Source organism: Leifsonia sp. L25, from assembly GCF_050632895.1.
This window is the reverse complement of the sequence record NZ_JBODRZ010000003.1, coordinates 1,780,876-1,805,951: the sequence shown is the minus strand read 5'-3', so window position 1 is coordinate 1,805,951 and position 25,076 is coordinate 1,780,876. Positions and strand designations below refer to the sequence as shown.

The following is a 25,076-nucleotide window of genomic DNA, read 5'->3' as shown; positions in this document are numbered from 1 at the left end:
GGATCGGATGAGCGGTCGTATCGGGCGAGCGGCCGGATCAGGTGGGAAGGTGCTGGTCGAGCTCGTCCTCCGCCATCACGACCATGCCGCCGGTGCGCTGCGAGGTGTGCATGAGCGCCTCCAGCCACTGCGGGTTGATCGCGGGAGGCCGGCTCCCGGCGAACTGGAACGCGAGCGGGATCTCGCGGCTGATCCAGAGCGACACGCGCCCCGAACCCTGCTCGACGGGCACGTCCCAGTTGAGGAGGAAGCTCTCGTGGCGGCGGAGCTTGGCGACGATCGCGAGCTTGACGTGGCTCAGCGCCCGGTCGTCGAGGTCATATTCCTGACCTGCGCCGTAGAGGAGTTTTCCCATGGTGCAATAGTGCCTTAGATCGGAGCAGAACTGCTGGGCGAATCCAGGGGATTGACACGTGCCCGATATCTCGATATGGCTGGTCCAGCGGAGGAAACCGCTCTCCCTGTCAATGTCCTCCGGACGGGTGCTCGCCCGTTATGCCAGGTGATCGTCGAGGAACGCCAGCAGGTGCGGGAGGAAGGCGCGCAGCGCTCGATCGTCGCCGCCGGCCGCCAGCACCTCGCCGAGGTAGTCGCCGTGCAGGCCCGGGACGATCAGGAGGCGCGCGTCCGGGAGCAGTGCGGCGACCTCCACGAAGTGCTCGGGGCGGACCACGTCGCGGTCGGCCCCCACGACCAGCGTCGGCGCGGTGACCGAGGCCACCAGCTCGTCCGGGAAATCCTCGAAGCGGAGCATGAGGGCGCGGTCGAGCTCGAACATCCGCCTCGCGTGCTCCGGGTCGCGGCTGACAGCCAGGTCCGCCTCCGCGTACACGGCGGGAAGGTCCTCGAACCGGGCCGCCTCCAGTCCCGCCCAGAAGCCGTCGGCCATCGCGTCGCGCCGCAACGGGGCCGACGCCAGGACCAGCTTGCGCACCAGCGCGGGATGCCGCGCGGCGAGCTGGAACGCCACCTGGCCGCCGTTGCTGAACCCGAGCACGTCGACCGGGCCGAGCCGCAGCTCCTCCAGCACGGCCGCGACATCGTCCGCCGAGCCCTCGAACGAGGGCACGCGGTCGCCGGAGGCCGTGCGGCCGTGACCCTGCAGCTCCACAGCGAGCACCGAGCGGCTTCGCTCCAGCAGCGGGAGCAGCATCCCCCAGTTCGACTCGATCGTGGAGCCGCCGCCGTGGAGGAGCAGCAGCGGCGGGTGCGGCGAGTCCTCGTCGCCGTGCCATTCGCGATGCAGAGGGATGTGCGTCACAGTGCCCGACGCTACCTCCTCCCGCGCGATTCGGCACGAATGTCGCCTTTGCGCGGGCGAAAGCCGCGATTCGTCACGAATGTCTGCGGGGCGCCTGACTACTTCTGCTGGCAATCCGGCAAAAGACGTGCGGTGGACGCGGAGAAGTGGTTAGGCTGGTCGGGTTCGCGCGCATCGAATACCAGGCAAGGAGGCCTTCACAGGCATGTCCCAACCACTCACTGTCGCTGCGCTCGGCTTCTGGCACGTCCACGGGGGCGACTACGCCCGCGACGCCCAGGAGCATCCCGGCACCACGCTCGTCGCCATCTGGGACGACGACCCCGAACGCGGCCGGGAGGCCGCCGAGAGATTCGGGGTGGAGTTCGTCGCCGACCTCGACGAACTGCTCGCCCGTGACACCCTCGACGGCGTCACGGTCACCACCTCCACGGACCAGCACGTCGACGTGATCTCGCGCGCCATCGCCGCAGGCAAGCACGTCTTCACCGAGAAGGTGCTCGCCCCGACCGTCGCCGACGCCGACGCGCTGGTCGCCGCCGCCGACGCTGCAGGCGTCGCGCTGGTGGTCTCGCTCCCGCGCCTCCACCACGGCTACACCGCGGCGATCGAGCAGGTCCTCGACGCGGGCACGCTCGGCGAGCTGGCCTACAGCCGCGTGCGCCTCGCGCACGACGGCTGGATCGCCGGCTGGCTGCCCGACCGGTTCGGCAACCCGGCGGAGGCCTACGGCGGCGCCCTGACCGACCTCGGCTGCCACCCGATCTACCTCACGCGCCTCTTCCAGCGGAGCGAGCCGCAGCGGATCACGGCGACGTACGCGAGCCTCACCGGCCGGGAGGTCGACGACAACGCCGTGGTCACGGCCGAGTTCGACGGCGGCCGCATCGGGGTCGTCGAGGCGAGCCTCGTGCAGACCCCGGGCGACTTCACGATCGAGCTGCGCGGCACCCAGGGCGCGCTGTCCTACGGCGGCGCTGCAGGCGGCCTCTTCCTGAACACCGGCGACGGCTGGCAGGAGCTGCCGGTGCCCGACAACGGGCCGGGCGCGTTCGACGAGTGGGTGCGCCGCATCCGCGACGGCAGCAGGGCCGACGCGAACCTCGACCATGCGCTCGCGCTCACCCGCGTCGTGGTCGCCGCGAACGCCTCCGCCGCCGAGGGCCGCCCCGTCGCGCCCGCGGTGCCCGCCGTCGCGCGCTGACCCGCGCCTTCTCACCACCCACCTCCCGCCGAGGGGCACGTAAACGCCTCTATCCGGCACTTTCAGGGGCGCTTTCGTGCCCCTCGACACACTTGGAGTTCTACTCATGTCCAGTAACAGCGTTCGTATCGGGTTGATCGGGGCCGGCGGCATCGCCGGCGCGCACGTGGAGGGCTACCTCCGCAACCCCGACGTCATCACTTTCGCGGCCGTGGCCGACCCGGTGCGCGAGAGCGCCGAGAAGCGCGCGGCTGCGACCGGCGCGGCGATCTACGCCGACTACCGCGTCATGCTCGCCGAGGCGGACATCGACGCCGTCGACATCTGCCTCCCGCACCACCTGCACAAGGACGCGATCGTCGCAGCAGCGCGGGCGGGCAAGCACATCCTGTGCGAGAAGCCGCTCTGCCTGACCTCGGAGGAGGCCGCCGAGGTCTCCGCTGCGGTCGAGGAGGCCGGCGTCACCCTGATGTGCGCGCACAACCAGCTCTTCCTCCCGGCCGTCGCCCGGGCGAAGGAGCTGATCGAGTCCGGAGCGATCGGGCGCGTCTACGAAGTGCGCACGACGGACTCGTTCTTCAACGACTTCGACCCGGCGAGCATGGGCTGGCGCGCGCACGCGTCGACCTCGGGCGGCGGCGAGTTGATCGACACCGGCTACCACCCGACCTACCTGCTGCTGCACCTCGCAGGGGGCGCCCCGGTGGAGGTCACGGCCATGCTGGCCACGCACCGTCTGTCGTTCATGGAGGGCGAGGACTCCGCGACGGTGCTCGTCCGGTTCGACAACGGCGTGATCGGGACCATCGTCACGAGCTGGGCCTACGAGGCGGCGCCGGGGACGGAGAAGTTCTCGGCCGTCGGCGAGCTCGGCAGCCTGACGTCCGACGGCACGACCCTCACGCTCAAGAAGCGCGGCGAGGCCGAGCCGACCGTGATCGAGCTGGAGCCGGTGCACCAGTTCGGCGAGGAGCTGAACCACTTCGCCCGCAGCCTCCTCGACGGCACCCGCCCGCTGCACACGCAGAAGGAGGGCATCGAGGTGCTCGGCATCATCCTCGGCGCCTACGAGTCCGTGCGCACGCGCGCCGTGGCGGCGATCCCCGCCCTCTCCCCCACCCGCTGACCACCCGCCGAGTACGCACGAAATCAGCCGAAACAGCCGAGTACGCGGACTATTCGCGTACTCGGCTGTTCGGTGCCGGGTAGGGCCGGGGTGGACGGCGCCCGCCTGCGTGCCCAGCGCAATGACGGCCGCCCGCTGACGGTCTGGACGCGCCGACTGGAGTAGCGAATACTTCGACGGTTGACACGAAATCTATTTCATTTCAACAGGATCCAGACTGTTCCCAAAGCGAGCCCCTTGGGGTTAAAGTGACGCATGAGCACTCCGAGGATGGGGCGCCAGATCGGCGGTCCCGAACATCCGCGACATGATGACTTCGTCGCGGTGCCCTACCTGCGCCAAGGGCAGCTCATCTCACTCATCCGCTGGAGCCAGGTCAACGGCGAGTGGCGGTACACCACCATGCTCGCTCAGTACCTCCACCGCGACGAGGAGAGCTGGTACCTCGTGATCGATGGCCAGCGCGCCAAGATCAGCCGCGCGGAATGGGCCATCTTCAACTGATTCCGCGGTGCGTGCACGCGCGATCCGTCGATTCCGGAGGGGTCATGCCTGCACCCTGCCCCGGCCGGCGTGCACGGCAAGGGGGATGAGAGCTCGCGCCGAGGGGTGTACGACGTGGAGTCATGACCATCCGCACCGTGCTCTTCGACGTCGACGGCACCCTCGTCGACTCGAACTACCTCCACATCGACGCCTGGCAACGCGCGTTCGCCGAGCTGGGCGCGCCCGTCGACGCCTGGCGCATCCACCGCGCGCTCGGCAGGGACTCGGGCCAGCTGCTCCGCGCGGTCGCGGGTGAGCACGACGACGACTGGAACGACCGGGCCCGGGCGCTGCACGCGAGGCACCTCCGCGAGCTCGCGCCGCGGCTGCGGGCGTTCGACGGGGCCGCCGACCTGCTGCGCGGGGTCGCCGGCCGCGGCGTCCGGGTCGTGCTCGCGAGCTCCGCCGCCGAGGGCGAGCTGGCGATGCTGCGGCGAGCGCTCGGAGCCGAAGACGCGGTGCACGCGTCCACCTCGGCCGACGACGTGGACGAGGCCAAGCCCGACCCGGGCATCCTGGAGGTCGCACTCGGCCGTGCGGACGCGACCGCCGGCGAGGCGCTCGTCGTCGGCGACTCGGTCTGGGACATGACCGCAGCGGCGCGGGCGCACATCCGGTCGGTGGGGGTGCTCTGCGGCGGCGTCGGGGCGGGCGAACTCACGGATGCCGGGGCGCAGGAGGTCTTCGACGGGCCGGCCGCGCTGCTGGGGGCGCTCGACCGGCTGCTCTGAGTCGACCGGCTGCTCTGACTGCCGCTCAGTCCGGCAGCTCCTGCAGCGCGCTCGTGCGCTCACCCGGCTGATCGCCCGTGTTCACGGTGCCCTTCGGCTCGAACATCACGACCAGCGCCTCGTCCTCGGCGAACGGGCAGTGCTCCGCGCCTTTCGGAACCACGAACACGTCGTGCGGCCCCAGTTCGACCTCGCGGTCGCGGAGCTGGATGGTGAGCCGTCCGGCGACCACGAGGAACAGTTCGTCCGTGTCCGGATGCGCGTGCCAGATGAAGGAGCCCTGCAGCCGGGCGACCTTCACGTCGTAGTCGTTCACGCTGGTCAGCCGGTGCGGCTGCCAGGGTTCGGGGACGAACGCGAACGCCGCGTCGATGTTGTGGACGCCACCTGTGGTCATGCCGTCAGCCTAGGGAGTGCATCTTGCCAAGCACAGCCCCTCGGGCGTTTGATGCTCCAAAGAGCGTCCACCGACGGAAGGATGGCCATGTCCGCCAGCGAACTCGAGATGTCCAGCGTCCGCTACCCGTACCGGGGGCGCATCTTCCACGTGGAGAAGAAGGCGCCGGGCGAGTGGGTGGTGCTCGACGAGACGCACGCGGAGCTCGGCCGTCTGGTGCGCGTCTCGGCCGAAGGCGAGGAGCACGAACCCGTGTTCGGAGCCGTCCCGATCGGTTACCTGGAGACCCTGCACGAGGGCTCGGACTGGAAGTTCCTCGTCGCGTCGCTGATCAACGAGGCGCTGGACGAGGAGCCCGCTGCGACCGGCAACCAGGGCCAGGCGTAAGGCCACCGCGAATAATGACGCCGGGCCCGGCGGCCTGAGGCCCGGTGCAGAGGGGCGGGCTACGATACCCGCAATGAACGCAGCGCTGCGCACGACGCTCGGCTGGGTGGCCGCGGTGCTGCTCAACCTCGGCGCCGTGCTGTTCGTGGTGGGCCTGATCCTGCCCCGCTCCGGAGACGGGTCGATCCTCGGGGTCGGGATCGGGATGCTCGTGGCCGGCGTGATCGTCGGTGCGGTGTGGCTGTACGGCAGCCGGCGGGCCGGCCGTCGCTGACGCGGTCGCGCTGCGGGACGGAGGCGTTCGCACACAGAGCGGCCCCGCCCGGGATGACGGTGGACGGGGCCGCAGCATCTGCGGTGCGGTCGGGCGGCCGCGCTCAGGCGACCGCGGCGACGCAGCCGGTCGCTCAGTCCGGCGGCTCGGTGTTCTTGACCAGGTCGGGGTTGGACGGCTGCTCGGTCGGGTCGAAGTCCGCGGGCGGCGGCTCGGCCCCGTCCGAGCCCTCCGACGCCGGCCCCTGGGTGTCGCGGGTGGTCACATCCTCCGCGCCCTCGGGTGCGACGCCGGTCTCGTGCGGCGCGGAGACGTCGCCCTGACCCGGCTCGTTCTCGTCGGGCTCGGCCGTCTGGGCGTCGCGCTCGGCGTCGGCGCTGTGCCGCCCTCCGCGCTCGAAACGCTCGGGCTGGTCCTCGGCGGGTACGCCGAGGTCGTCCGCGTTCGGGAGTCCGCTCGTGTCGCTCATGGTCTGCCCTCCTCTGCTGTACGACGTGGCCGAGTCGTCGTCCTCGTCATGGTGCCCACGCAACGCCGAACCCCCTGCGTCCGCAAGGGGTTCACCGTCGCCGAAACGGGCGTACGCTACCCGTTCGCCGCCGCGACGAGCTGGTCGAGCTGCTCCGCGGTGACCGGGCTGCCCGGGAATGCGGCCGCGCGCACCAGCGGGATGGACTCCGCCATCCGGCGCAGGCTCGGGTCGTTGAGCATGGCGCCCATCCCCTGTGCCTCCGCGCTCTGGGCGAGCGCGGACATCAGGATGGGGCCGCCGACGGGATGGTTCAGCCACTCGCCCAGCGTGGAGTCGACGGTGAGCGGGGCCGCGCGGCCGTCACCCGCAAGCGTCACCACGGCCGAGTCGCGCAGGTCCCGGGAGGACGCGCCGACCGCCACGACATAGTCGCCGCCCTCCACAGTCCAGCCGTCGAGCTCGGTGTCGAAGTAGGCGAGGTCCTCGGTCGGCAGATCGATCACGGCCGTCTCGGTGGCGCCCGCGGCGACGGCGACGTTGGCGAAGCCCTTCAGTTCGCGTACGGGCCGCTGCACACGGGAGGCCGGGACGGAGACGTAGACCTGCACGACCTCGCGGCCGTCGCGGTCGCCGGTGTTGGTGACCTCCACCGCCACCCGGATGCCGCCCTCCGCCGTGACCGTCGCCGTCGGCGCGCCGAACGCGAACGTCGTGTACGAGAGGCCGTGGCCGAACGGGAAAGAGACCGCCGCGGCGCGCGCGTCGAAATCGCGGTAGCCGACGAAGAGGCCCTCGCCGTAGCGCACGTGCCCCTTCTCGCCTGGGAAGTTGAGGTACGCGGCGGTGTCCTCCAGCCGCACCGGGATGGTCTCGGCGAGCCGCCCGGACGGGTTGACGACCCCGAACAGCACGTCCGCGATCGCCCCGCCGCCGGCCTGGCCGAGCAGCCAGCCCTCCACGATCGCGGGCACGCGGTCGGCCCAGCCGGAGACGCGCACGACACCGCCGTTGGAGAGCACGACCGTCACGCGCGGGTTGGCGGCGATGACCGCCTCCAGCAGCGCGGTCTGCGCGGGAGGGAGTTCGAGGTGCTCGCGGTCGAAGCCCTCCGACTCGTCCTCGCCCGGGAGGCCGAGGAACACCACGACGTCGTCGGCTCCGGACGCCACCGAGACGGCCTCCGCGGTCAGCGCGACCTCGTCGGCGTCCGCACCGAGCGTGTAGCCCGGAGCGAAGGCGACAGTCGCGTCTCCCGCGAGCGCGTGCAGCTCGTCGAGCGCGTTGTCCAGGCGGGTCGGGACGATCTGGGAGGAGCCGGCGCCCTGGTAGCGCGGGGTGCGGGCGAACTCGCCGACGACCGCGATTCTCCGGCTGGCGTCGGTCGCGAGCGGGAGGACGCCCTCGTTCTTGAGCAGGACGACGCTCCGGGCGGCGACCTCCCTGGCCAGCGCGTGGTGCGCTTCCGCGTCGTAGGTCGCCGTCGCGTCGGCTCCGGCGAGCGCCTTCCCGACCAGGTCGATCACGCGGTCGGCTGCGGTGTCGAGCACGGACTCCGCCAGCGAGCCGTCCCGCACGGCGGCGACGAGCTGCGCGTCGGTGACGCCGCCGCTGGACGGCATCTCCAGGTCGAGCCCGGCGACGAGCGCGCTCACCCGGTCGTTGACGGCACCCCAGTCGGAGACCACCAGACCCTCGAAACCCCACTCGTCGCGGAGGACGGAGGTGAGCAGCCACGGGTCCTCGCTCGCGTAGACGCCGTTGATGCGGTTGTAGGAGCACATGACGGTCCACGGCCGGGCGTGCGTCACGACGTGCTGGAAGCCGCGCAGGTAGATCTCCCGCAGCGGGCGCTCGTCCACGTCGGCGCTCACGCGCAGCCGGTCGGTCTCCTGGTTGTTGGCGGCGAAGTGCTTGAGCGACGCGCCCACGCCCTGCGACTGGAGGCCGCGCACGAGAGCCGCGCCGAGCCGCCCGGAGACGATCGGGTCCTCGGACAGGTACTCGAAGTTGCGCCCGCACAGCGGGGAGCGCTTGATGTTGATGCCGGGCCCGAGCAGCACGCCGACGCCCTCGGCTCTGGCCTCCTCGCCGAGCGCGGCCCCGACCCGCTCCAGCAGTTCGGCGTCCCAGGAGGAGCCGAGAGCGACGGCGGGCGGGAAGCAGGTGGCGGGGACGCTGTCCCCGATGCCGAGGTGGTCGCCGCCCTGCGACTGCTTGCGCACGCCGTGCGGCCCGTCGGTGAGGTAGATGGACGGGATGCCGGCGCGCTCGACGCCCTCGGTCTCCCAGAAGCTGCGGCCGCTCGTCAGCGACGCCTTCTCCTCGACGGTGAGTTCGGATGCGCGGGGCAGGCTCTCGACCATGATTCTCCTTCGATACGGCCGCGGGGTGTGGCAATACCTTACACCACTCGGTTTTGTGTTTCAGGGACCCGTCACATTCGTGACGAATGTCGCGAAAACGGCGCCGGTAGTGCACATTCGTGACGAATCGCGATTCTGGAGGGAACGCCGCATTCGTGACGAATGTCGCGGGGAGTCGCCGTCACAGGCGGCGCATGAGGTCGCGGAGGGCGGTCATGTACTGCGTGGAGGCCTGGTAGCCGGGGTGCGTCGCCACCTTCACAAGGTAGAGCGGCGGCCCGAATTCGTCTGCCCCCCGGTCGATTTCGTTGTCCTTGAAGGAGGCGTCCGGAAAGCCGAGGTAGTCGGTGCGTCGCCACAGGTTCACCCAGGCGATCTGGCCGTCCGGCTGGGTCAGCAGCTCCCGGAGCGTCGGCTTGTCGCGGACGTCGGGATCGCGGCCGCCCGAGCCCTCTGCCAGGTGGTCCTCCACGACCTGCTTCAACCACGGATCCGCCTTCCACAGCGACGGCGCGCGGCTCGGAAGGGTGCCGAGCGCGGCCGGCCCGAACAGCTCGGGGAAGAAGCGGCCGAAGTAGGCGCGGAGCTGCGTGCCGTAGGTGAGCAGCGCGATGTTCTTGAGGCCGTCGGTGGTGTCGGCGCCGAGGGTGAAGATCGTGGAGACGGCGAGGACTGCGCCGAGGCTGTGCGCGCTGACGACGACCTTGCGGCGCTGGCGCGTGGTCAGTGCCCGCAGCTCGTCGCGGGCGCGCTCCTCTGCGGTGCGGCGGTCCCCCACCGTGCCTGCGCTCGTGGAGATGTCCGCCTCCAGCCAGGCGACGATGCGGTCGCGCAGCTCCGGGATGACGCGTTCGGCGTAGCAGGGCGGCCCGAACGGGTGGCCGGCGCGCGGGAGGAAGCACATCAGGTCCCACATCACGCCGATGGGGCGCTCCTTCGTCGTCAGCGCGTTCTCCGCGATGGTCACGACGGCGGCGACCGAGATCAGGCCGAGCGCGGGGAGGGCGAGGTCCAGCAGGGCCGGGCGCAGCGGCTGCGGGAGCGCGATCGCGACGATGACACCGAGGGCGAGCAGCGCCGCGAGGAGGCCGAGCACCGGCTCCCCGCGGTGGAAGAGCGCGGCCGACCGGCGGGCGTTGAGCATCCGGAAGTCCAGCTTCCCCGCCGACTTCACCTGCGGCACACGCCCGTCGCGATAGCTGCGCAGCGGCTCGCGGAGCGCCCGGCCGCCGACGGTCTCGGGCGTCGTCAGGCGCGGCGTGGTGCGCATCCGCGGCAGCGCGACGACGAGCACGAAGAGCACGAGCACGACGGCGAGCACCGGCACCGTCCCGCCGAAGTTCCGGTACGCGACCGGGGTGGTCAGCCCGCCGGGAGTCAGCGGGCAGATCGGCGTCGGGCCGCCGGACGAGGCGAGCGCGCACTGCGTCCCCAGCACGAGGAGGGTCGACAGCAGCATCGCGGCGCCGAGCGAAAGCAGCATGATCACGCCGGGGCCGGTGCCGCGCCAGCCCTGGTAGGCGAAGCTGCGCCGGCGGGCCATCGGCCAGAAGACGACCAGCGCGGCGAGCAGAATCGCGGCGAGGGCGGCGAGCAGGTACGCGGCTGTCGTGAGCGGCGCGAGGTGCAGGTCCTTCGGGGTCGACACGACGGCGACCAGCAGCGAGACCCCGCCGACGACGACCACGGTCACCGACAGCCAGCGCGGCACCCCGCGGCGCCAGCCCAGCGCCGAGAGGGCGATGGCGAGCAGGACGCCGAGGATGATGGAGGGTGCGATGACGAGACCGAGGAACGACGGGGCGTGCTCCACCACCGGGCCGCCGGGCAGCGCCACGGCCACCGCCACGGCGGTGTAGACGGCGATCGCGGCCAGCAGCACCCACCCGGCCACCGCCTCCCGCTGCCGCAGCTTCAGCCGGATGATGCTGTGCCGGCGGGCGTCCCGGACCTCCGGCTCATCGCCCTGCATCGCCCGCTCGGCGCGACGGCGCACGGTCGTGTCGACGTTGCGCACGACGAGGGCGACGACCACGACCAGCCCGGCCGCCGCCAGACCGGCGCCCAGCGTCAGCCACCAGCGCGACAGGAGCGGCGTGGTCGCCGGGTCGAGGCACTCCGGGGGAGGTCGACTCCGGCGGGTGCGCACGTCCAGAACACGCCGTCCCAGCCGACCAGCAGCGCCACCAGGAAGAACGCCGCCGCCGTGTGCAGCAGTTCGCTCGGCGCCTTCACGCGGGTGATCCCCCAGAACCCGTCGGTCGCGAGGGGGCGGCGCGGGGTCGCGCCCTGGGCGTTTGCCACGCCGCTGAGGTCGCCGGCGGTGCGGATCTTCGCGACCGTTCCGAAGATCCCGGCCTCGTAGCGGGTGCGCGCCTGGTGCGAGACGAAGAACAGCAGCAGCACGCCCGCGATGGGGACGAGCGAGAGGAGGGCGACCCGGATGCCGCGGTGGTCGAGCCCCGGCGTGGTGAAGAACGCGGTCACCCAGCCGGGCAGTGCCGGGCACAGCGACGGCCGTGCGAGGCACTGGGTCCCGATCAGGTCCAGGCTCACCGAGGCGAGCGCGCAGACGTAGAGGAGCGTGAGGCCGAGCGCGAACACCCGCAACGATGCGGCGCCGCGGCCGGCCTTCCACTCCCCGTGCGCGGCTGATCCGGGATGCGGCGGGTCCAGTACGCGGTGTTGCACAGGCCGAACGGCAGGATGAGGAGCCAGGCGAGCTGCACGAAGAACTGGCCGATCGCCACGAGCGCCCCACCGCCGTACCGGGCCAGCATCCCCCACGAGTAGGCCTCGCGGCGGATCACCGTCGGGGGAGCCGCCGGATCGGCCGGATCGGCCGGGTCGGCGGTCGGGACGTAGAAGCCGCCGTTCTCGTCGGCCTGGTCGGCGCGCACGTCGCCTGGCGCGACGCCGAGCATCTCCGCCGGCGGCGTGTTCTTGATCCCGTGGATCCGCAGCTCCAGGACGGTCGGCCCGCGCGTGGCGAAGACCGACGGCGACCGCGCCATGCCCGCAGGGTACCGGGGGGCGGACCGGGGTGTCTACAGGTGTTGCACGCCTGTGCAGGGCTCTGGTCGCGCGGGCCGCGACAGCGTACTCTCCTCGCTATGAGCAACCCTGAAGAGCCCACCGGCGACGCCCGCGAGAACCTCGAGGGCAGCTACACCGAGTCCGACGACGAAGGACCGCACGAGCGCACGGTCCACGGCCAGTACACCGAGACCGAGGAGAACCCCGGCCCGGAGGCCGACGTCGAGGGGACGTACACCGACGTCGAGGAGCCCGCTGAGGCACCGGAGGGCGACTACACCGAGGGCGACTACCGCGAGCCCTGAGCCCGCGAGCCCTGAGCCTGCGAGCCCTGATCCTGCGAGCCCTGGGCGGCCGACCGCTCAGGCGTAGCGCTTGCGCGCCTTCTCGGCCTGCTTCTTGGCGTTCTTGCGCGCCTTCTTCACGTCCGGGTTGTTCCAGAACGCGGTCACCGACTCGACGATCTGGTCGTAGCGCTCCCGGCCCGCGCGCGAGCCCAGGATGTAGGCCGCGGCGATGACGATGAGCACGAAAAAGGTCTTGGGTCGCATGCCGCGACGATAGCCCTCAGCGCGTCGGCTGGGAAGGTCTGGGTGAGAGCCTCCGGAGCAGGAGATGCAGCGGCTCCGAGAGGAACATCAGGAAGAGCCAGAACATCCCGACCGCCGGCACGACCACGGCCAGCACCAGGCTGACGGCGATGATGATGATCGCCGACCATCCGCGTGTGGAGTCCATCGCGCCGCGCGCTTCGTCGCGGACGAGCTCGGGACGGCGGGTGAGCACGACGCCGAGGAACTGCATCGTCAGCGCGATCGCCAGGAGGTTGCCGATGTAGAGGGCGTAGACCTCCGGCCGCTGGCCGTTGCTGTTCGAGAGCACGTTGGTCGTGAACGGCATGAACGCGATGGTCGCGAGCCAGAGGAAGTTGAGCCAGACGAGGATCCCGTCGTAGCCGCGCACCCACTCGAACACCCGGTGGTGGACGACCCAGAAGCGGGCGATGACCGCGAACGAGATCGCGAACGCGAGCAACTCCCAGAAGTTGTGGGAGACGAACGCGCCGAAGCTCTCACGCGCGATCTCGGGTGCGGCATCCACGAGCGGCAGGATCAGCAGGGTGATCGCGATGGCCACGGTCGCGTCCGAGAAGTTGACCAGCCGGTCGAGCCCCCGCTCCGTCCGAATCACCGCCATACCCACATCATGCCCGAGTTCGGCCGGGATCGGTCAGACTGTGGGGATGCCGCACCTCAACACCGGACCGGGCGAGTACGACCTCACGGCGAGCGCGCTCATTCTGCGCGAGCTGGAGGGGCGCACCCATGTGCTCGTGCACCGCCACCGCAAGCGCGGGCTGCTCATGCAGCCGGGCGGGCACGTCGAGCGCACGGAGGACCCCTGGGCGGCCGTCGCCCACGAGCTCCGGGAGGAGTCCGGGTACGACCTGGAGCAGTTGCTCCTGCTCCAGCCCGCGCACCGGATCGAGCGCGCGGACGGCATCGCCGTGCTGCCGACGCCGCTCGTCGTGAACGTGCACCCCATCACCGACGAGCACGCCCACACCGACATCGTCTACGCGTTCGTCGCGACCACCGACCCGGCCGGGACGCCCGGCGAGGACGAGTCGCAGGAGCTGTACTGGCTGCCGGTGGACGAACTCGACGGCCCGCAGACAGCGGGCGAGCTGGCGCCGGGACTCGCGGAGGTCGTGCGCTATGCGACCGAGGCGATGAAGTCCTCGATGCTGGTCACGGTCACGCCGCCTCGGGCGAACACCTTCGCGGTGAGCACCTGGTGGACCTCGGGGTCGGAGTCCCAGCAGCCGTCCTCCAGCACGACCACCCGGTAGTCCCGGTCGGAGGCATCGCGCACGGTCGACAGGACGACGCCGCTCGTGGCGACACCGGCGAGCACGAGGGTGTCGATGCCCCGGGCCTGAAGCTGTTCGTCCAGGTCGGTGGTGCTGAACGCGCCGACACGCTTCTTACGGACGACGATCTCACCCTCCGCGGGCGCGATGCGCGGGTCGATCTGCGTCTCAGGGCTGTTCGGGTCCAGGCGCTCGCCGGCGCGGGCGAACCGCGAGCGCGACGGGATCGTCGCGGCCTCCTCGGCGGTGATGGCGACGCGCACGTAGCCGACGGTGACGCCGGCCGCACGCGCGGCCTCCCGCGCCCGTACCAGGCCGGCGAGATAGGCGTCCGAGTCGGGCAGGCGGGAGAGGATGCCCGGCTGGAGGTCCATGAGCAGGAGGGCGGTCGTTGCGGGGGTCGGAGCGAGATCGTTCACATGGTTAAACTACTTCGCCCGCGCCTTGTTGTTCCGCGCGTCGTGGGTCAGCTCGATCAGTCCGAGCTGCTCCAGGAGCGGCGGGAGGTACATCCCGAACCGGCCGCGGTAGCCCTTGCGCAGCCCGTACCAGCCGCCGACCGGGTTGACCGGGTCGCGCCCCCAGGCCTCGATCGTGCCGGCGATCACCGGCTTGTTCTCGTCTGCGGCGCCCAACGGCACCCAGTCGCCCTGCTCGCGCAGCCACGCCGCGAGGTCGTCGATCGCGCTGGCGCGGTAGCTCAGCCGGGTGGAGCCCACTTGGCAGATCAGTGCGGGCGGGTCGGCCTCGTCGTCGCGGTACATCGTGTACTCCGAGGTGCCCGGCGCCGTGGTGAGCCGCCACGGATCGTCCTTCGTCCCAGCGCTCATGGTTCCTCCTGTCGCCGCCGCTCGACCCCTGCCAGAAGTCTGGACCCACTCAGTCGCAGGCCACCAGTACCGCGTCGCTCACATCGCTGAGGTGTCGGAGGGCGCGCCGGCGCTCGTCCGCGGTGTTGGTCAGGTAGGCGAGCACAAGGTCCCGCACCGGGTCGGCCCAGACGTTGCAGATGCTGCTGCCGTTGTGACCGAACGTGCGCGGGTCGGCGCGCGAGCCGGTCGGCCGGGCCAGCCCGATCGGGCCGCCGAGCTGGAAGCCGTGCGCCCAGCGCACGGGGAAGCCCATGATCCGGTCGGGCTCGCCGTCGCTCGAGACGGCCCGGGCCGCCGCGATCGTCTCCGGCCGGAGGACGCCCTCTCCGCCCGCGAGCAGCATCCGGTAGAACTCGGCCAGCTCGCGGCCGTTGGTGCTGACCGCCGCGGCCGGCACCGGCACCGCGCGCGTGCGCGGCCGGTTGAAGAGGAGGGTCCGCGCCCGTTCGGGAGCGCTCAGCGCGCGGAGCGGGACGGCCCGGCCCGCCGCGGCTTCCGGGAGGCCGAGTGACGTCTCGGTGAGCCCGGCCGGCCGGAGCAGGTTCTCGGCGATGAAGCGCTCGGGCGGCATCCCGCTGACGCGGCGCACCAGCTCGCCGAGGATGAAGCCGAAGCTCAGCACGTGGTAACCCACGACTTCACCTGCGGCCCAGCGCGGTCGCGCGTCCTCAGCTGCCGCCACGGACCGCCGCGGATCGGTCATACGCACCGTGTCGCCCAGCAGCGTGCCGGTCGAGTAGGGCACGCCCGCGCGGTGCGAGAGCACGTGCCGGATGGTGATGTCGGACTTCCCGCCGCGCGCGTACGCGGGCCAGTGCGCGGCCACGGGGTCGTCCAGCCGCAGCATCCCGCGCTCGGCGAGCAGGTGCACGGCGAGCGCCACGAAAGGCTTGCTCACCGAGAACGTGTAGAACAGAGCGTCGCGTCCGCACCCGACGCGGCGGTCGAGGACGACCTCCCCGCCGTGGATGACGGTGAGCCACGTCGCGCCGCCGCGGGCGTCCACCAGGTCGAGGACGCGGCGGAAGTCGGGCATGACCGCATCTTCGCGTGCCGCGTGCAAGCGTGCAAGGCGTCGTTCGACCGTCCTCACCGGCTGCGCTGTGGAAGGCTGGACCTCATGGCCTCACCGACGCGACGCGCTCCCGTCCTTCCGCTCCTGCTGCCCACCAACCGTCCGTCCGCTCGCTTCTACGACGGCGGCCCGCAGATCGACGCCTTCCGCGGCCTCGCTCGCGGCGCGGACCACACCCCGGAGGACTGGGTGGGCTCCACGACGGCGGTCCGCGGCCAGGCGCCCGCCGGGCTGACCCGCCTGGACGACGGCTCTCTGCTGCGGGATGCGGTCGAGGCCGACCCGGCCGGCTGGCTGGGACCGGGGCACGTCGCGCGCTGGGGGGCCGACGCGATGCTGCTGGTGAAGCTGCTCGACGCCGGTCAGCGGCTGCCGGTGCACGCCCACCCGGACGACGCTTTCGCCGCACGCGAGCTCGCGTCCGCGCACGGCAAGGCCGAGGCCTGGTACATCCTGGCGCCGGGGACGGTGCACCTCGGCCTCCGGGAGGACGTCGACGCCGCGCGCCTGCGTGCGCTGGTGGAGGCGCAGGACACGACCGCGCTGCTCGGCCTCCTCCACGCCGTCGAGGTGGAGGCCGGCGACGCGGTGCTCGTCCCACCGGGCACGCTGCACGCGATCGGCCGTTCGGTGCTGTTGGTGGAGGTGCAGCAGCCCACCGACTTCTCGATCCTGCTCGAGTGGAGGGGCTTCGCGATCGACGGCACCGCCGATGGGCACCTCGGGCTCGGGTTCGAGCGGGCGCTGGGGGCAGTGGACACCCGCGGGCTGACGGGCGAGGACCTGGCCGGTCTGGTGCGGCGCGCGCCGTCGGCCGGCTCCGTCCTCCCGCAGGAGGCCGACGCGTGGTTCCGCCTCGACCGGGTGACCGCGCAGGCGGCCTTCGAGGCCGGGTTCGCGGTGGTGGTCGCGACGGCGGGCACCACCCTGCTGCACACCCGCGACGGGGAGGTGGCGCTTCCGGCGGGGGCGACGGCGGTCGTTCCCGCGGCGGCCGGCGTGTTGACGGTCGACACCGACGGGGCGGCGCTCGTCGCCCGGCCGCCCGCGCCCTGACCGGCGCGATGCCGCGGAAGCCGCCGCGCCGCGATTCGTGCGGAATCTCCCGAAAATCGCTCTGTTTCGGGAGATTCGGTGCGAATGCGTGTGGGAGGGTGGGGTCGTGGAAGGCGCGGACATCGACCTGGCGTACATCCCGCCCGGCGCGGTGCAGCTCCACGACGCCCGGCAGAAGCGCCGCTGGACCGTCGAACTGGAGTCGTTCGAGATCGGCGTCTTCCCGGTGACCGAGGAGCAGGTCGCCGAGCTGATCGGCGAGCCGGCCGCGCATCCCCGCCGGCCCGCGACCGGCGTGAGCTGGCTGCGCGCCATCCGGTTCTGCAACGCGGCCTCGGAGTGGGAGGGCCTGGACCCGGCCTACTCGTTCGAGGGCGAGGAGGTCACCTGGCACGTGGACTCCGACGGCTACCGCCTCCCCACCGAGGCGGAGTGGGAGTACGCCTGCCGCGCGGGGTCGACCGGCCCGCACTACGGACCGCTCGGCGAGGTCGCCTGGACCAGCGCGGACGGCCTGAGTGCGCCGCACGACGTCGGCGGGAGGCTGCCCAACCTCAACGGCCTGTTCGACACCCTCGGGAACGTCTGGGAGTGGTGCTGGGACTACCTGGACCCGGCGCGCTACGACGACTACCGGGTGTTCCGCGGCGGCGGCTTCGCCGACGACGCCTGGAGCGTGCGCGCGTCGGTACGGCGCGGCGGATCGCCGCGGACGCAGCACGAGGACCTCGGCTTCCGCGTCGCGCGGGGCGGTTTCGACGCCGAGGGCGCCGCTCAGGGCTGGTCGGCGGAGGCGGATCGCGAGCGGGCCGCGCTGGAGTTCCCGCTGCCGCCGGGCTGGACGCCGCGCCGCTGACGTCCTCGGCGCGCCGCTAGAGACCGAGCGAGCGCTTGATCAGGGTCTCCGCGTCATCGGGGCCGACCGCCGGGGCGGTCGCCTCCAGATTGGCTTCTCCCACCGCCTTGACGACCTCGTCGCGCTGGATGCGGATGCCGCGCGGCGCGTCGATGCCGACCCGCACGCCGTCGCCGCGGACGTCGAGGATCGTGACGACGATGTCGTCCCCGATGAGCACGCGCTCGCCGACCTTCCGGGTCAATACCAGCATTGATCCAGCCTATCGGGCGCTCGACGCATCGCCCACTCCCCCGTCCGCCCGTCCGCTCCCCGCGGTCAGCGCAGCCGGGCCGGCCGCACCCGCACCGGAGCGAGCCAGGCCGCGACCATGACCGCGGTGACCGACCCTGCCGCCATGATCGCGGCGAGCACCACCACCTGGAACCGTCCCGCCTCCAGGGGCGAGACCCCGCCGAAGATCGCACCGACGAACGCGCCGGGCAGCGTGACGAGTCCCGTGGTCTTCGTCTGATCGACGGACGGGATCAGCGCCGAGTACACCGCTCCCCTCGCCTGCTCCAGGGTCGACTGGCGTGGCGTCGCGCCCAGCGCCAGCCAGCCCTCCACCTCGTCCCAGTGGTCGTCGACCGCCTCTGTGAACCGCCGGCCCGCGAGGGTCGCGATGCTCATGGAGTTGCCGATGACGATCCCGCCGATGGCGAGCGCGTACCGGGCCGAGAACTCGATCGCGCCGGAGAGGAAGACCACCGAGAACGAGATGATCACACCGGTGATCATCGCCGTTCCCATCATGACCGCGTGCTGGCGCGACCAGCCGATGCGGTGCGTCGCGGTCGCTGCCGCGACCCCGAACATGACCAGGAGCGCCAGCGCGACCCACAGCGGATTCGTGATGACACCGGCGAGCACCACGCTGATGATCGCGAGCTGGGCGGCACCGCGGAGGATCGCCAGGGTCGGCGCCCAGCGGTGCGGCACACGGTACGCGGCCAGGACGGCGGTCGCGAGCAGCGCGAGCACGGCGACCCCGAGGAGGGTGGGGGCGAGCTCGGCGAGAATGGGCACGCTCCACCCTATTCCGGGGGCGTTTCGCACATGATCATCCACAGGGTTTCACACCGTGTGAATTACGAGGATGTAATTTCGAAGATTTCTTCGAATTCCCGAGACTGGGACCAAAAATGCTGATCAGGCTGCGAATCATCCTGAATGAGAATCTGAGAGCCCTCTAATCTCGGGCGTGTCCTCCACATCCCGACGGGGTTGTTCCACCCGTTTTCAACAGAGTTATCCACAGGTGGAGAAACTCAGCGGTCGCTCCACCCGACCGGTACCCCTAAAAGGAGGTCGAGTCCGGCGTCGTGGTGTACGCGACGCCGATCGCGGCGATGGCGTCGACACCGCCTCCCGCCTCGGCGACGAGATTCGCCCACACCCGGGTGTCCTCGGGCTTGCGCGTGACGTCGACGGCGATCCAGACCTGGTCGGGGACAACGTCGTGCAGGATGCCGGCATAGCGGGCCGCGTCGGACGGGGCCTCGCCGACGCCGATGGCGACGATGGTCGAGCCGTTGCGCCGCACCCCGTCCGCCCGCGCCTGCAGCGCCTCCCGGCGGCCACCGACGTGGCGAGAGCCTGTGCGCCCGACCGTGCCGGCCACGGCGACCTCGATCGCCGGGGTGGCCATCGCCATCGCCTGCGCGACGGTCAGCGCGTCCTCGCGGAGGCCGAACACGAAGACGAGGTCGCCGGCATTCGTCGCCAGTCGCGGGGCCGGCCGGCTCGGCTCCTCGAAGCGTTCCGGCTGCCGGGCGGGGGAGGGGATGGGCGCAGGGTCGAGGACGATGGTCGTGGGCTCCGCCGGCACGGGCAGGTACCGGTGGGGGACGAGCGCGTCCGGATCGGTCTCGGCGATGATCTCCTCCATGACCTCCTCGAACTGCGAGGAGGCGCTGGCGTGCTGGAAGCGCACCTCCTGCTCGTCCGCGTCGGCCAGCAGGTCGGCGATCAGGTCGGACGGCGCGAGCTCATGGAGGTCCTTCTTCGGACGCCAGGCGTTATGAGGCCAGAGTCGGGGTGACAATTCGAATTACTCCGATCGTTTCGATGGGCGCCGCGGAGGTGGTGGCCTCGTTGTAGGACAGGACGGGGAGGGCGGGCGCCTGCGCTGCGATGAGCCGGCGGACGGCGGGGCGCAGCTGCGGCGCGCAGACGAGGACCGCGCCTTCGTGCTCGGCGGCCGCGGAGCGGACCTCGGTCAGGACCTGCTCGAGCACCGGCGGATCGAGGACGAGCTGCGAGCCGTACTCGCTCTGGCGCTGGCCCTCCAGCATCGCCTGCTCCAGCAACGGCTCGAGGGTGATGACACGGAGGGCGCCGTCCTCCACGTACGGGTTCGAGAGCGCGGCGCCGAGCGCCAGCCGGGCGGCCTCGACCAGTCCCTCCGGCTCGAGCGAGACCTTCGCCCGGAGGGTGAGCGCCTCGTAGATGCGCGCGAGGTCGTTGATGGGCACGCGCTCGGCGAGCAGTCCCTGCAGCACGCGCTGCACCTCCGCGAGGCTGAGCAGCGCCGGCACGAGCTCCTCGACCGCGGAGGGGTTGACGCGCTTCACCCCCTCGGTGAGCACCCGCACGTCCTCGCGGGACAGGAGTCGCGCAGCGTTGGCCGTGACCGCCGACGAGAGGTGCGTGACGACGACCGACACGCGGTCGATGACCGTGGCGCCGGACATCTCCGCGCTGTGGCGCAGCTCGGCCGCGATCCACTTGGCGGGGAGGCCGAAGACGGGCTCGATCGTCTCGACGCCCGCGAGTGCGCTGAGGTCGTCGCCGAGCGCCAGCACCTTGCCGCGCGGCGCCTGGCCGCGGCCGACCTCCACTCCGGCCACGGTGATGGCGTAGGTGGAGGAGGGGAGTTCGCCGTTGTCGCGGGTGCGGACCGGCGGGACGACGATGCCGAGTTCGATCGCCAGCTTGCGCCGCAGCGCGCGCACCCGGCCGAGCAGGTCGTCCGAGCCCCCGGAGACGATGTCGATCAGGTCGGTGGCGAGCTGGATCTCCAGCGGGTGCACCCGCATGTGCTCGAGGAGGTCGTCCGTGGTGTCGCTCGCGCCCGTCGTCTTCTCCGCGACCGCCTTCGCCCGCTCCTCGGCGGCGGCCTTGGCCGCGCGCGCCTTGATCCGCTGCGACGCCCAGAAGAGGATGGCGCCCATGGCGAGGAACGGGATCATCGGCATGCCCGGGATGAGGGACAGCGCGATCGCGGCGGCTCCGGCGATCGCCAGCGCGACCCGCGACTGGGCGAGCTGCTTGCCGGCCGTCGAGCCCATGTCGGAGTCGGCGCCGGAGCGCGTGACGATCATGCCGGTGGACACCGCCATGAGCAGGGCGGGGATCTGCGCCGTGAGACCGTCGCCGATCGTGAGCAGGGTGTATTTGTTCAGGGCGTCGGTGATCTGCATGCCGTTCTGCAGCATCCCGATGCCGATGCCGCCGATGACGTTGATGACGATGATGAGGATGCCGGCGATCGCGTCGCCCTTGACGAACTTGGAGGCGCCGTCCATCGCGCCGTAGAAGTCCGACTCGGCGGCGACCTCGGCCCGGCGCTCTCTGGCCTGGGCGTTGGTGATCAGGCCCGCGTTGAGGTCGGCGTCGATCGCCATCTGCTTGCCGGGCATCGCGTCGAGCGTGAACCGGGCGCCGACCTCCGCGACGCGCTCGGCGCCCTTCGTGATGACCACGAACTGGATGACGACGAGGATCAGGAACACGACAGCGCCGATGATGATGTTGCCGCCGACGGCGACGTTCCCGAAGGTCTCGATCACCTGGCCGGCGTAGCCCTGGCCGAGCACGAGGCGGGTGGAGGCGACGTTGAGCCCCAGCCGGAACAGGGTCGCGATGAGCAGCAGCGAAGGGAAGACCGAGAAGTCGAGCGGCTTGCGCGCGAACATCGTGGTCAGCAGCACGACGAGCGCGAAGGCGATGTTGACCACGATCAGGGTGTCGAGCAGCCAGGCCGGGATCGAGACGACCAGGAGGAGCACGATGCCGACGACGCCGATCGGCACGGCGAGGAGGGACAGGTTCTTGTTCTTCACGAGTGGGCCAGCCTCCTGCTGTCGAGGGGAGTGCGCGGCCGCTGCGCCGCAGGCAGGGTGTGGATGTCGGTGAGCGAGCCGCCGCGCCGCTTCAGGGCCATCACGAACGCGAGCACGTGGGCCACCGGCGTGAAGAACTCGGCCGGGATCTCCTGACCGAGGTCGCAGGCGGCGTGCAGCGCGCGGGCGAGCGGCACGTCGGAGACCATCGGGACGCCCTTCGCCACGGCCTCCTCGCGGATCCGCGCCGCGATCAGGTCTGCGCCCTTCGCGACCACCTTGGGCGCGGAGGCGCCCGGCTCGTACTTCAGCGCGACGGCGACGTGGGTCGGGTTGACCAGCACGACGCTCGCGTCGGCGACGGCGGCGATCATGCGGTTGCGGCTCATCGCGAGCTGCCGGCTGCGTCGCTGCGCACGGATCATCGGGTCGCCCTCGGCGCTCTTGTGCTCGTCCTTGACCTCGCGCTTGGTCATCCGGGAGGCGGTCCGGTTGCGGCGCAGCACGACGACGAGGTCGATGGCCGCGAAGAGCAGGCCGCCGCCGATCGCGAGCTGGAGCAGTGAGCCGAGGGAGCCCTGCGCCGCCGCGACCAGCGCGGGCACGGAGAGTCCGCCGGTCTGGAGCACGAGCGGGATCAGTCCCTGCACGACCACGTACAGCCCGATCCCGACCAGGGCGGCCTTGCCGAGGGTCTTGGCCAGCTCCCACGCGCTGCGGGCGCCGAACATGTTGCGGATGCCCTTCAGCAGGTCGAACTGCTCGAAGTGCGGCTTCAGCTTCTTGAGGTGGATGCCGCCCTGGGCGGCAGTGGCCGCGACGATCGTCAGTGCGACGACCACGAGGAGCGGCCACACCGTGCCGGCGACCGACAGCAGCCCGGTGCCCAGCGCGGCGAGCGCGCCCGCGGGCGTGGGATCGCGGATGATGTCGCGGAACGCGAAGATCTGCGACTCGGCCGCCTGCTGCGCGGTGCCCACGATCATCGGGATCAGCACGACCGCGACGCCGATCGAGAGCCAGGCGGGGAGGTCGCGGGCCTTCTGCAGCCGCCCCTTCGACCGCACCGACTTGAGGTGCTTCTCGGTGGCCTGCTCGGTGCGCTCCTGTGCGGACATCAGGGGACTCCGATCGCGTGGACGGCCTGCCCGGCGAGCGCCTGGACGATCATCGGGAGGGCGACGATCCCGATCGCGCACAGGACGACGGCGAGGAGGATCAGCGCGGGAGGCCCGAGCGAATAGGCGTTGAGCGCCGGGGCGACCCAGGAGAGCAGGCCGAGCGCGGCGTTCGCGACGAAGAGCACGGCCATGATCGGGCCCGCGATCTGGAGTGCCGCGAGCAGCAACTGGGTGACGGACCCGGTCAGGGTCTGAGTGATCGACCTCCAGTCGACCGACATCGTCAGCGGGATCGCCGTGAACGAGCGCACCAGTCCGCCGAGCACGAGCTGGTAACCGTCGCTGACGAAGAGCAGCGCCAGCGCCGTCATCTGGAACAGCCGGGAGAACTGGGCGGCGTTGATGTCCGCGGCCGGGTCGTACTGCTGCGCCGCCTGCAGGCCGCTGGAGAAGTCCAGCAGCGAGCCGGCGGACTCGACGGCGGAGAACACGAGGTAGACCAGGAAGCCGAGCACGGCGCCCGTCGCGGCCTCGGCGGTGAAGTCGAGCAGGAACTGGCCGGTCGAGCCGGGGGAGTAGTGCTGGGCGGCCTGCGGAGCGACGACGAGTCCGAGCAGGACGGCGAGCATCCCTTTGATCTGCAGGGGGAAGGCCCGGTACGAGAACGGCGGCGCGATCACCACGAACAGCAGGATGCGCACCGAGACCAGCGCTGTGGCCTGGATCGCGCTCAGGTCGACCGGGATGTTCATCGTCAGCCTCCCAGCAATGTGGGGATCTGCTGGAACAGGTACTGCGTGAACGTCACGAGCTGCTCGATCATCCAGTTGCCGCACACCAAGAGCGCGATGGAGACGCCGATCGCCTTCGGCACGAACGAGAGGGTGACCTCCTGTATCTGGGTGATCGACTGGATGAGCGAGACCGCGAAGCCGATCGCGAGCGCGGTCAGCACCATCGGTGCCGCGAGCTCTGCCATCAGCAGCAGGGCCTGCGTGGCGATCTTGAGGACGGCGCTGGAGTTCACGGTCGGCCCCCTACTTGTAGCTCGCGACGAGGGACTGGATGATCAGGCCCCAGCCGTCCACGAGGACGAAGAGCAGGATCTTGAACGGCAGCGACACCATGACGGGCGGGAGCATCATCATGCCGAGCGACATCAGGCCTGCGGAGACCACCAGGTCGATCACCAGGAACGGCACGTAGATCACGAAGCCGATGATGAAAGCCGCTCGCAGCTCCGAGATGACGAACGCCGGGACGAGGGTGGTCAGCGGGACGGCGTGGAGGTTCGCCGGGTTCGCACGCCCTGCGGCGCGGGTCATCAGCGCGATGTCCTCCTGGCGGGTGTGCGCGCCGAGGAAGGCTTTCAACGGCGCCTCCGCGGCCTGGAGGGCACCGCCGAAGTCGAGATGCCCGGCGAGGTAGGGCTGGACGGCGTGCACGTTGATGTCGGTGAGGGTGGGCGCCATGATGAACAGGCTCAGGAACAGGGCGAGCCCGGCCAGCACCTGGTTCGGGGGCACCGACTGGAGGCCGAGAGCGTTGCGGGCCATCGAGAGCACCACGAACACCTTGGTGAACGACGAGACCATGACGAGCAGGCCCGGGGCGACCGAGATGAGCGTCACGCCCAGCAGGGTGACGATGGTGTCGGCGGGCGTGCCGTTGATGCCGTTGATCGAGATGGTGGCGCCTGAGCCGCCCGCGGGGCCGGACGGGCCGACCGGGGAGTGGGGGACGGGGAGGGCGCCGGCACGGCGTGTGCGCTGCCCGCGGTGAGCAGCACGATGCCGGCCACCGCGGCCACGACCAGGAGAGCCAGGACGATCGGGCGCGCGTAGCCGCGGCCGCCCGCTCCCGCCAGCGCTGCGGCGCTCACCGTGGAGTCCGGAGGGACTGGGCCGCCCTCCGCCAGGTTTCAGGGGAGGTGATCGCCTGCGCGAACGTGGGCACGGGGACCGGGACCGCGGTGTGCACCGGGGCAGGAGACGGTGCGGGTGCCGCGTCCGTCTCCTCCAGGAGGCCGGCCGGCTCGTTCGCCTCCTCGGCCGCGAGCGCGTCCGCGAACGTGTCCAGTTCGCGGGACTTGAGCACCACGACCGAGCTGTCGGTCACGCCGAGCACGAAATGGGTGCCGTCGGCCTCCACCATCACGACCCGGGACTTTCCGCCCAGCGACTGCCGGCCGAGGACGGTGATCGGGCGCTTGCTCCTCTTCCGGCTCCACTTCGCGCTCCGGCGCTGCACGAACCAGATCAGTCCGATGATCAGCGCGAGGGAGACGGCGACGCGGAGCGCGGTGAAGAGGGTGTCCACG

The 25,076-nt window shown here is 71.3% G+C and carries 32 protein-coding genes and 1 pseudogene; 10 read left to right on the top strand and 23 right to left on the bottom strand.

What is annotated here, in order from left to right; translation table 11 throughout:
• Window positions 1-37 precede the first annotated feature (37 nt).
• Both ACRAWC_RS12985 and ACRAWC_RS12980 read right to left on the bottom strand, forming a co-directional pair.
• A complete protein-coding gene (locus tag ACRAWC_RS12985; RefSeq protein ID WP_431348089.1) occupies window positions 38-355 on the bottom strand; it encodes a hypothetical protein in 318 nt (105 codons plus the stop codon).
• A 138-nt stretch (window positions 356-493) separates the two neighbouring features.
• Window positions 494-1,261, bottom strand: coding sequence for an alpha/beta fold hydrolase (locus tag ACRAWC_RS12980; RefSeq protein WP_431348088.1), 768 nt, complete (start codon window positions 1,259-1,261; stop codon window positions 494-496).
• Between the two features lie 205 nt (window positions 1,262-1,466).
• Here ACRAWC_RS12980 and ACRAWC_RS12975 point away from each other — a divergent pair, with 205 nt between their 5' ends.
• The 4 genes from ACRAWC_RS12975 to ACRAWC_RS12960 all read left to right on the top strand — a co-directional run bounded on the left by ACRAWC_RS12975 (window position 1,467) and on the right by ACRAWC_RS12960 (window position 4,868).
• Window positions 1,467-2,465: a Gfo/Idh/MocA family protein gene (locus ACRAWC_RS12975; RefSeq protein WP_431348087.1), complete on the top strand. Its 999-nt coding sequence runs from the start codon at window positions 1,467-1,469 to the stop codon at window positions 2,463-2,465.
• Between the two features lie 106 nt (window positions 2,466-2,571).
• On the top strand, window positions 2,572-3,591 hold the full coding sequence (locus ACRAWC_RS12970) for a Gfo/Idh/MocA family protein (protein ID WP_431348086.1): 1,020 nt from the start codon (window positions 2,572-2,574) through the stop codon (window positions 3,589-3,591).
• A gap of 255 nt (window positions 3,592-3,846) precedes the next feature.
• Window positions 3,847-4,095: a hypothetical protein gene (locus tag ACRAWC_RS12965; protein WP_431348085.1), complete on the top strand. Its 249-nt coding sequence runs from the start codon at window positions 3,847-3,849 to the stop codon at window positions 4,093-4,095.
• Between the two features lie 122 nt (window positions 4,096-4,217).
• On the top strand, window positions 4,218-4,868 hold the full coding sequence (locus ACRAWC_RS12960; protein WP_431348084.1) for an HAD family hydrolase: 651 nt from the start codon (window positions 4,218-4,220) through the stop codon (window positions 4,866-4,868).
• Between the two features lie 25 nt (window positions 4,869-4,893).
• Here ACRAWC_RS12960 and ACRAWC_RS12955 read toward each other — a convergent pair whose 3' ends face one another.
• Window positions 4,894-5,265, bottom strand: coding sequence for a cupin domain-containing protein (locus tag ACRAWC_RS12955; RefSeq protein WP_431348083.1), 372 nt, complete (start codon window positions 5,263-5,265; stop codon window positions 4,894-4,896).
• 87 nt (window positions 5,266-5,352) lie between these two features.
• On the opposite strand from ACRAWC_RS12955, the gene ACRAWC_RS12950 reads away from it, so the two are divergent.
• Window positions 5,353-5,652, top strand: coding sequence for a hypothetical protein (locus ACRAWC_RS12950; protein ID WP_431348082.1), 300 nt, complete (start codon window positions 5,353-5,355; stop codon window positions 5,650-5,652).
• A 73-nt stretch (window positions 5,653-5,725) separates the two neighbouring features.
• Entirely contained in the window at window positions 5,726-5,926 is a 201-nt protein-coding gene (locus tag ACRAWC_RS12945; RefSeq protein ID WP_431348081.1) for a hypothetical protein, read from the top strand.
• A gap of 133 nt (window positions 5,927-6,059) precedes the next feature.
• On the opposite strand, the gene ACRAWC_RS12940 is transcribed toward ACRAWC_RS12945, so the two are convergent.
• From ACRAWC_RS12940 to ACRAWC_RS12920, 5 genes are all read right to left on the bottom strand, one after another.
• Window positions 6,060-6,395, bottom strand: coding sequence for a hypothetical protein (locus tag ACRAWC_RS12940; RefSeq protein ID WP_431348080.1), 336 nt, complete (start codon window positions 6,393-6,395; stop codon window positions 6,060-6,062).
• Between the two features lie 116 nt (window positions 6,396-6,511).
• Window positions 6,512-8,761, bottom strand: coding sequence for a glycoside hydrolase family 3 C-terminal domain-containing protein (locus tag ACRAWC_RS12935; RefSeq protein ID WP_431348079.1), 2,250 nt, complete (start codon window positions 8,759-8,761; stop codon window positions 6,512-6,514).
• 181 nt (window positions 8,762-8,942) lie between these two features.
• Window positions 8,943-10,910 (bottom strand): hypothetical protein, encoded by a 1,968-nt coding sequence (locus tag ACRAWC_RS12930; protein ID WP_431348078.1) that lies wholly within the window; start codon window positions 10,908-10,910, stop codon window positions 8,943-8,945.
• Entirely contained in the window at window positions 10,832-11,365 is a 534-nt protein-coding gene (locus tag ACRAWC_RS12925) for a hypothetical protein (protein ID WP_431348077.1), read from the bottom strand. The genes ACRAWC_RS12930 and ACRAWC_RS12925 overlap by 79 nt, the downstream gene beginning before the upstream one ends.
• A complete protein-coding gene (locus ACRAWC_RS12920; RefSeq protein ID WP_431348076.1) occupies window positions 11,314-11,775 on the bottom strand; it encodes a hypothetical protein in 462 nt (153 codons plus the stop codon). The genes ACRAWC_RS12925 and ACRAWC_RS12920 overlap by 52 nt, the downstream gene beginning before the upstream one ends.
• A gap of 99 nt (window positions 11,776-11,874) precedes the next feature.
• Between ACRAWC_RS12920 and ACRAWC_RS12915 the strand changes: the two genes are divergently transcribed.
• Window positions 11,875-12,102 (top strand): hypothetical protein, encoded by a 228-nt coding sequence (locus ACRAWC_RS12915; protein ID WP_431348075.1) that lies wholly within the window; start codon window positions 11,875-11,877, stop codon window positions 12,100-12,102.
• 57 nt (window positions 12,103-12,159) lie between these two features.
• On the opposite strand, the gene ACRAWC_RS12910 is transcribed toward ACRAWC_RS12915, so the two are convergent.
• Together ACRAWC_RS12910 and ACRAWC_RS12905 are read right to left on the bottom strand one after the other, a co-directional pair.
• On the bottom strand, window positions 12,160-12,348 hold the full coding sequence (locus ACRAWC_RS12910) for a hypothetical protein (protein WP_431348074.1): 189 nt from the start codon (window positions 12,346-12,348) through the stop codon (window positions 12,160-12,162).
• A gap of 16 nt (window positions 12,349-12,364) precedes the next feature.
• The gene (locus ACRAWC_RS12905) at window positions 12,365-12,994 is read right to left on the bottom strand and encodes a TMEM175 family protein (protein ID WP_431348073.1); all 630 of its coding nucleotides are present in this window, start codon (window positions 12,992-12,994) and stop codon (window positions 12,365-12,367) included.
• On the opposite strand from ACRAWC_RS12905, the pseudogene ACRAWC_RS12900 reads away from it, so the two are divergent.
• A pseudogene (locus tag ACRAWC_RS12900) lies at window positions 12,927-13,472 on the top strand (NUDIX hydrolase); the annotation flags it as partial. The gene ACRAWC_RS12905 and the pseudogene ACRAWC_RS12900 overlap by 68 nt on opposite strands.
• A gap of 41 nt (window positions 13,473-13,513) precedes the next feature.
• On the opposite strand, the gene ACRAWC_RS12895 reads toward ACRAWC_RS12900, so the two are convergent.
• Genes ACRAWC_RS12895 through ACRAWC_RS12885 form a run of 3 tightly spaced genes read right to left on the bottom strand, consistent with a single transcriptional unit; the run spans window position 13,514 to window position 15,578 of the window.
• Window positions 13,514-14,089 (bottom strand): cysteine hydrolase family protein, encoded by a 576-nt coding sequence (locus ACRAWC_RS12895; protein WP_431348072.1) that lies wholly within the window; start codon window positions 14,087-14,089, stop codon window positions 13,514-13,516.
• 9 nt (window positions 14,090-14,098) lie between these two features.
• On the bottom strand, window positions 14,099-14,500 hold the full coding sequence (locus ACRAWC_RS12890) for a DUF6855 family protein (protein ID WP_431348071.1): 402 nt from the start codon (window positions 14,498-14,500) through the stop codon (window positions 14,099-14,101).
• 49 nt (window positions 14,501-14,549) lie between these two features.
• Entirely contained in the window at window positions 14,550-15,578 is a 1,029-nt protein-coding gene (locus ACRAWC_RS12885) for a serine hydrolase domain-containing protein (RefSeq protein ID WP_431348070.1), read from the bottom strand.
• A gap of 84 nt (window positions 15,579-15,662) precedes the next feature.
• Between ACRAWC_RS12885 and ACRAWC_RS12880 the strand changes: the two genes are divergently transcribed.
• Together ACRAWC_RS12880 and ACRAWC_RS12875 are read left to right on the top strand one after the other, a co-directional pair.
• Window positions 15,663-16,673 (top strand): class I mannose-6-phosphate isomerase, encoded by a 1,011-nt coding sequence (locus ACRAWC_RS12880; RefSeq protein WP_431348069.1) that lies wholly within the window; start codon window positions 15,663-15,665, stop codon window positions 16,671-16,673.
• Window positions 16,674-16,779: 106 nt separating this feature from the next.
• A complete protein-coding gene (locus ACRAWC_RS12875; RefSeq protein ID WP_431348068.1) occupies window positions 16,780-17,529 on the top strand; it encodes a formylglycine-generating enzyme family protein in 750 nt (249 codons plus the stop codon).
• Window positions 17,530-17,545: 16 nt separating this feature from the next.
• Here ACRAWC_RS12875 and csrA read toward each other — a convergent pair whose 3' ends face one another.
• The 10 genes from csrA to ACRAWC_RS12825 all read right to left on the bottom strand — a co-directional run bounded on the left by csrA (window position 17,546) and on the right by ACRAWC_RS12825 (window position 25,075).
• Window positions 17,546-17,782 (bottom strand): carbon storage regulator CsrA, encoded by a 237-nt coding sequence (gene csrA, locus ACRAWC_RS12870; RefSeq protein ID WP_185275717.1) that lies wholly within the window; start codon window positions 17,780-17,782, stop codon window positions 17,546-17,548.
• 65 nt (window positions 17,783-17,847) lie between these two features.
• On the bottom strand, window positions 17,848-18,597 hold the full coding sequence (locus ACRAWC_RS12865) for an ABC transporter permease (protein ID WP_431348067.1): 750 nt from the start codon (window positions 18,595-18,597) through the stop codon (window positions 17,848-17,850).
• 271 nt (window positions 18,598-18,868) lie between these two features.
• Window positions 18,869-19,615 (bottom strand): hypothetical protein, encoded by a 747-nt coding sequence (locus tag ACRAWC_RS12860; protein WP_431348066.1) that lies wholly within the window; start codon window positions 19,613-19,615, stop codon window positions 18,869-18,871.
• On the bottom strand, window positions 19,590-21,635 hold the full coding sequence (locus ACRAWC_RS12855) for a flagellar biosynthesis protein FlhA (RefSeq protein WP_431348065.1): 2,046 nt from the start codon (window positions 21,633-21,635) through the stop codon (window positions 19,590-19,592). Before ACRAWC_RS12855 ends, ACRAWC_RS12860 begins: the two co-directional genes overlap by 26 nt.
• Window positions 21,632-22,753: an EscU/YscU/HrcU family type III secretion system export apparatus switch protein gene (locus ACRAWC_RS12850; protein WP_431348064.1), complete on the bottom strand. Its 1,122-nt coding sequence runs from the start codon at window positions 22,751-22,753 to the stop codon at window positions 21,632-21,634. Before ACRAWC_RS12850 ends, ACRAWC_RS12855 begins: the two co-directional genes overlap by 4 nt.
• A complete protein-coding gene (locus ACRAWC_RS12845) occupies window positions 22,753-23,508 on the bottom strand; it encodes a flagellar biosynthetic protein FliR (protein WP_431348063.1) in 756 nt (251 codons plus the stop codon). The genes ACRAWC_RS12850 and ACRAWC_RS12845 overlap by 1 nt, the downstream gene beginning before the upstream one ends.
• Before the next feature lie 2 nt (window positions 23,509-23,510).
• Window positions 23,511-23,783, bottom strand: coding sequence for a flagellar biosynthetic protein FliQ (locus tag ACRAWC_RS12840; protein ID WP_431348062.1), 273 nt, complete (start codon window positions 23,781-23,783; stop codon window positions 23,511-23,513).
• Between the two features lie 10 nt (window positions 23,784-23,793).
• Window positions 23,794-24,387 (bottom strand): flagellar type III secretion system pore protein FliP, encoded by a 594-nt coding sequence (gene fliP, locus ACRAWC_RS12835; RefSeq protein WP_431348061.1) that lies wholly within the window; start codon window positions 24,385-24,387, stop codon window positions 23,794-23,796.
• Entirely contained in the window at window positions 24,384-24,638 is a 255-nt protein-coding gene (locus ACRAWC_RS12830) for a hypothetical protein (protein WP_431348060.1), read from the bottom strand. Before ACRAWC_RS12830 ends, fliP begins: the two co-directional genes overlap by 4 nt.
• Window positions 24,635-25,075 (bottom strand): FliO/MopB family protein, encoded by a 441-nt coding sequence (locus ACRAWC_RS12825; RefSeq protein ID WP_431348059.1) that lies wholly within the window; start codon window positions 25,073-25,075, stop codon window positions 24,635-24,637. Before ACRAWC_RS12825 ends, ACRAWC_RS12830 begins: the two co-directional genes overlap by 4 nt.
• Window position 25,076 lies beyond the last annotated feature (1 nt).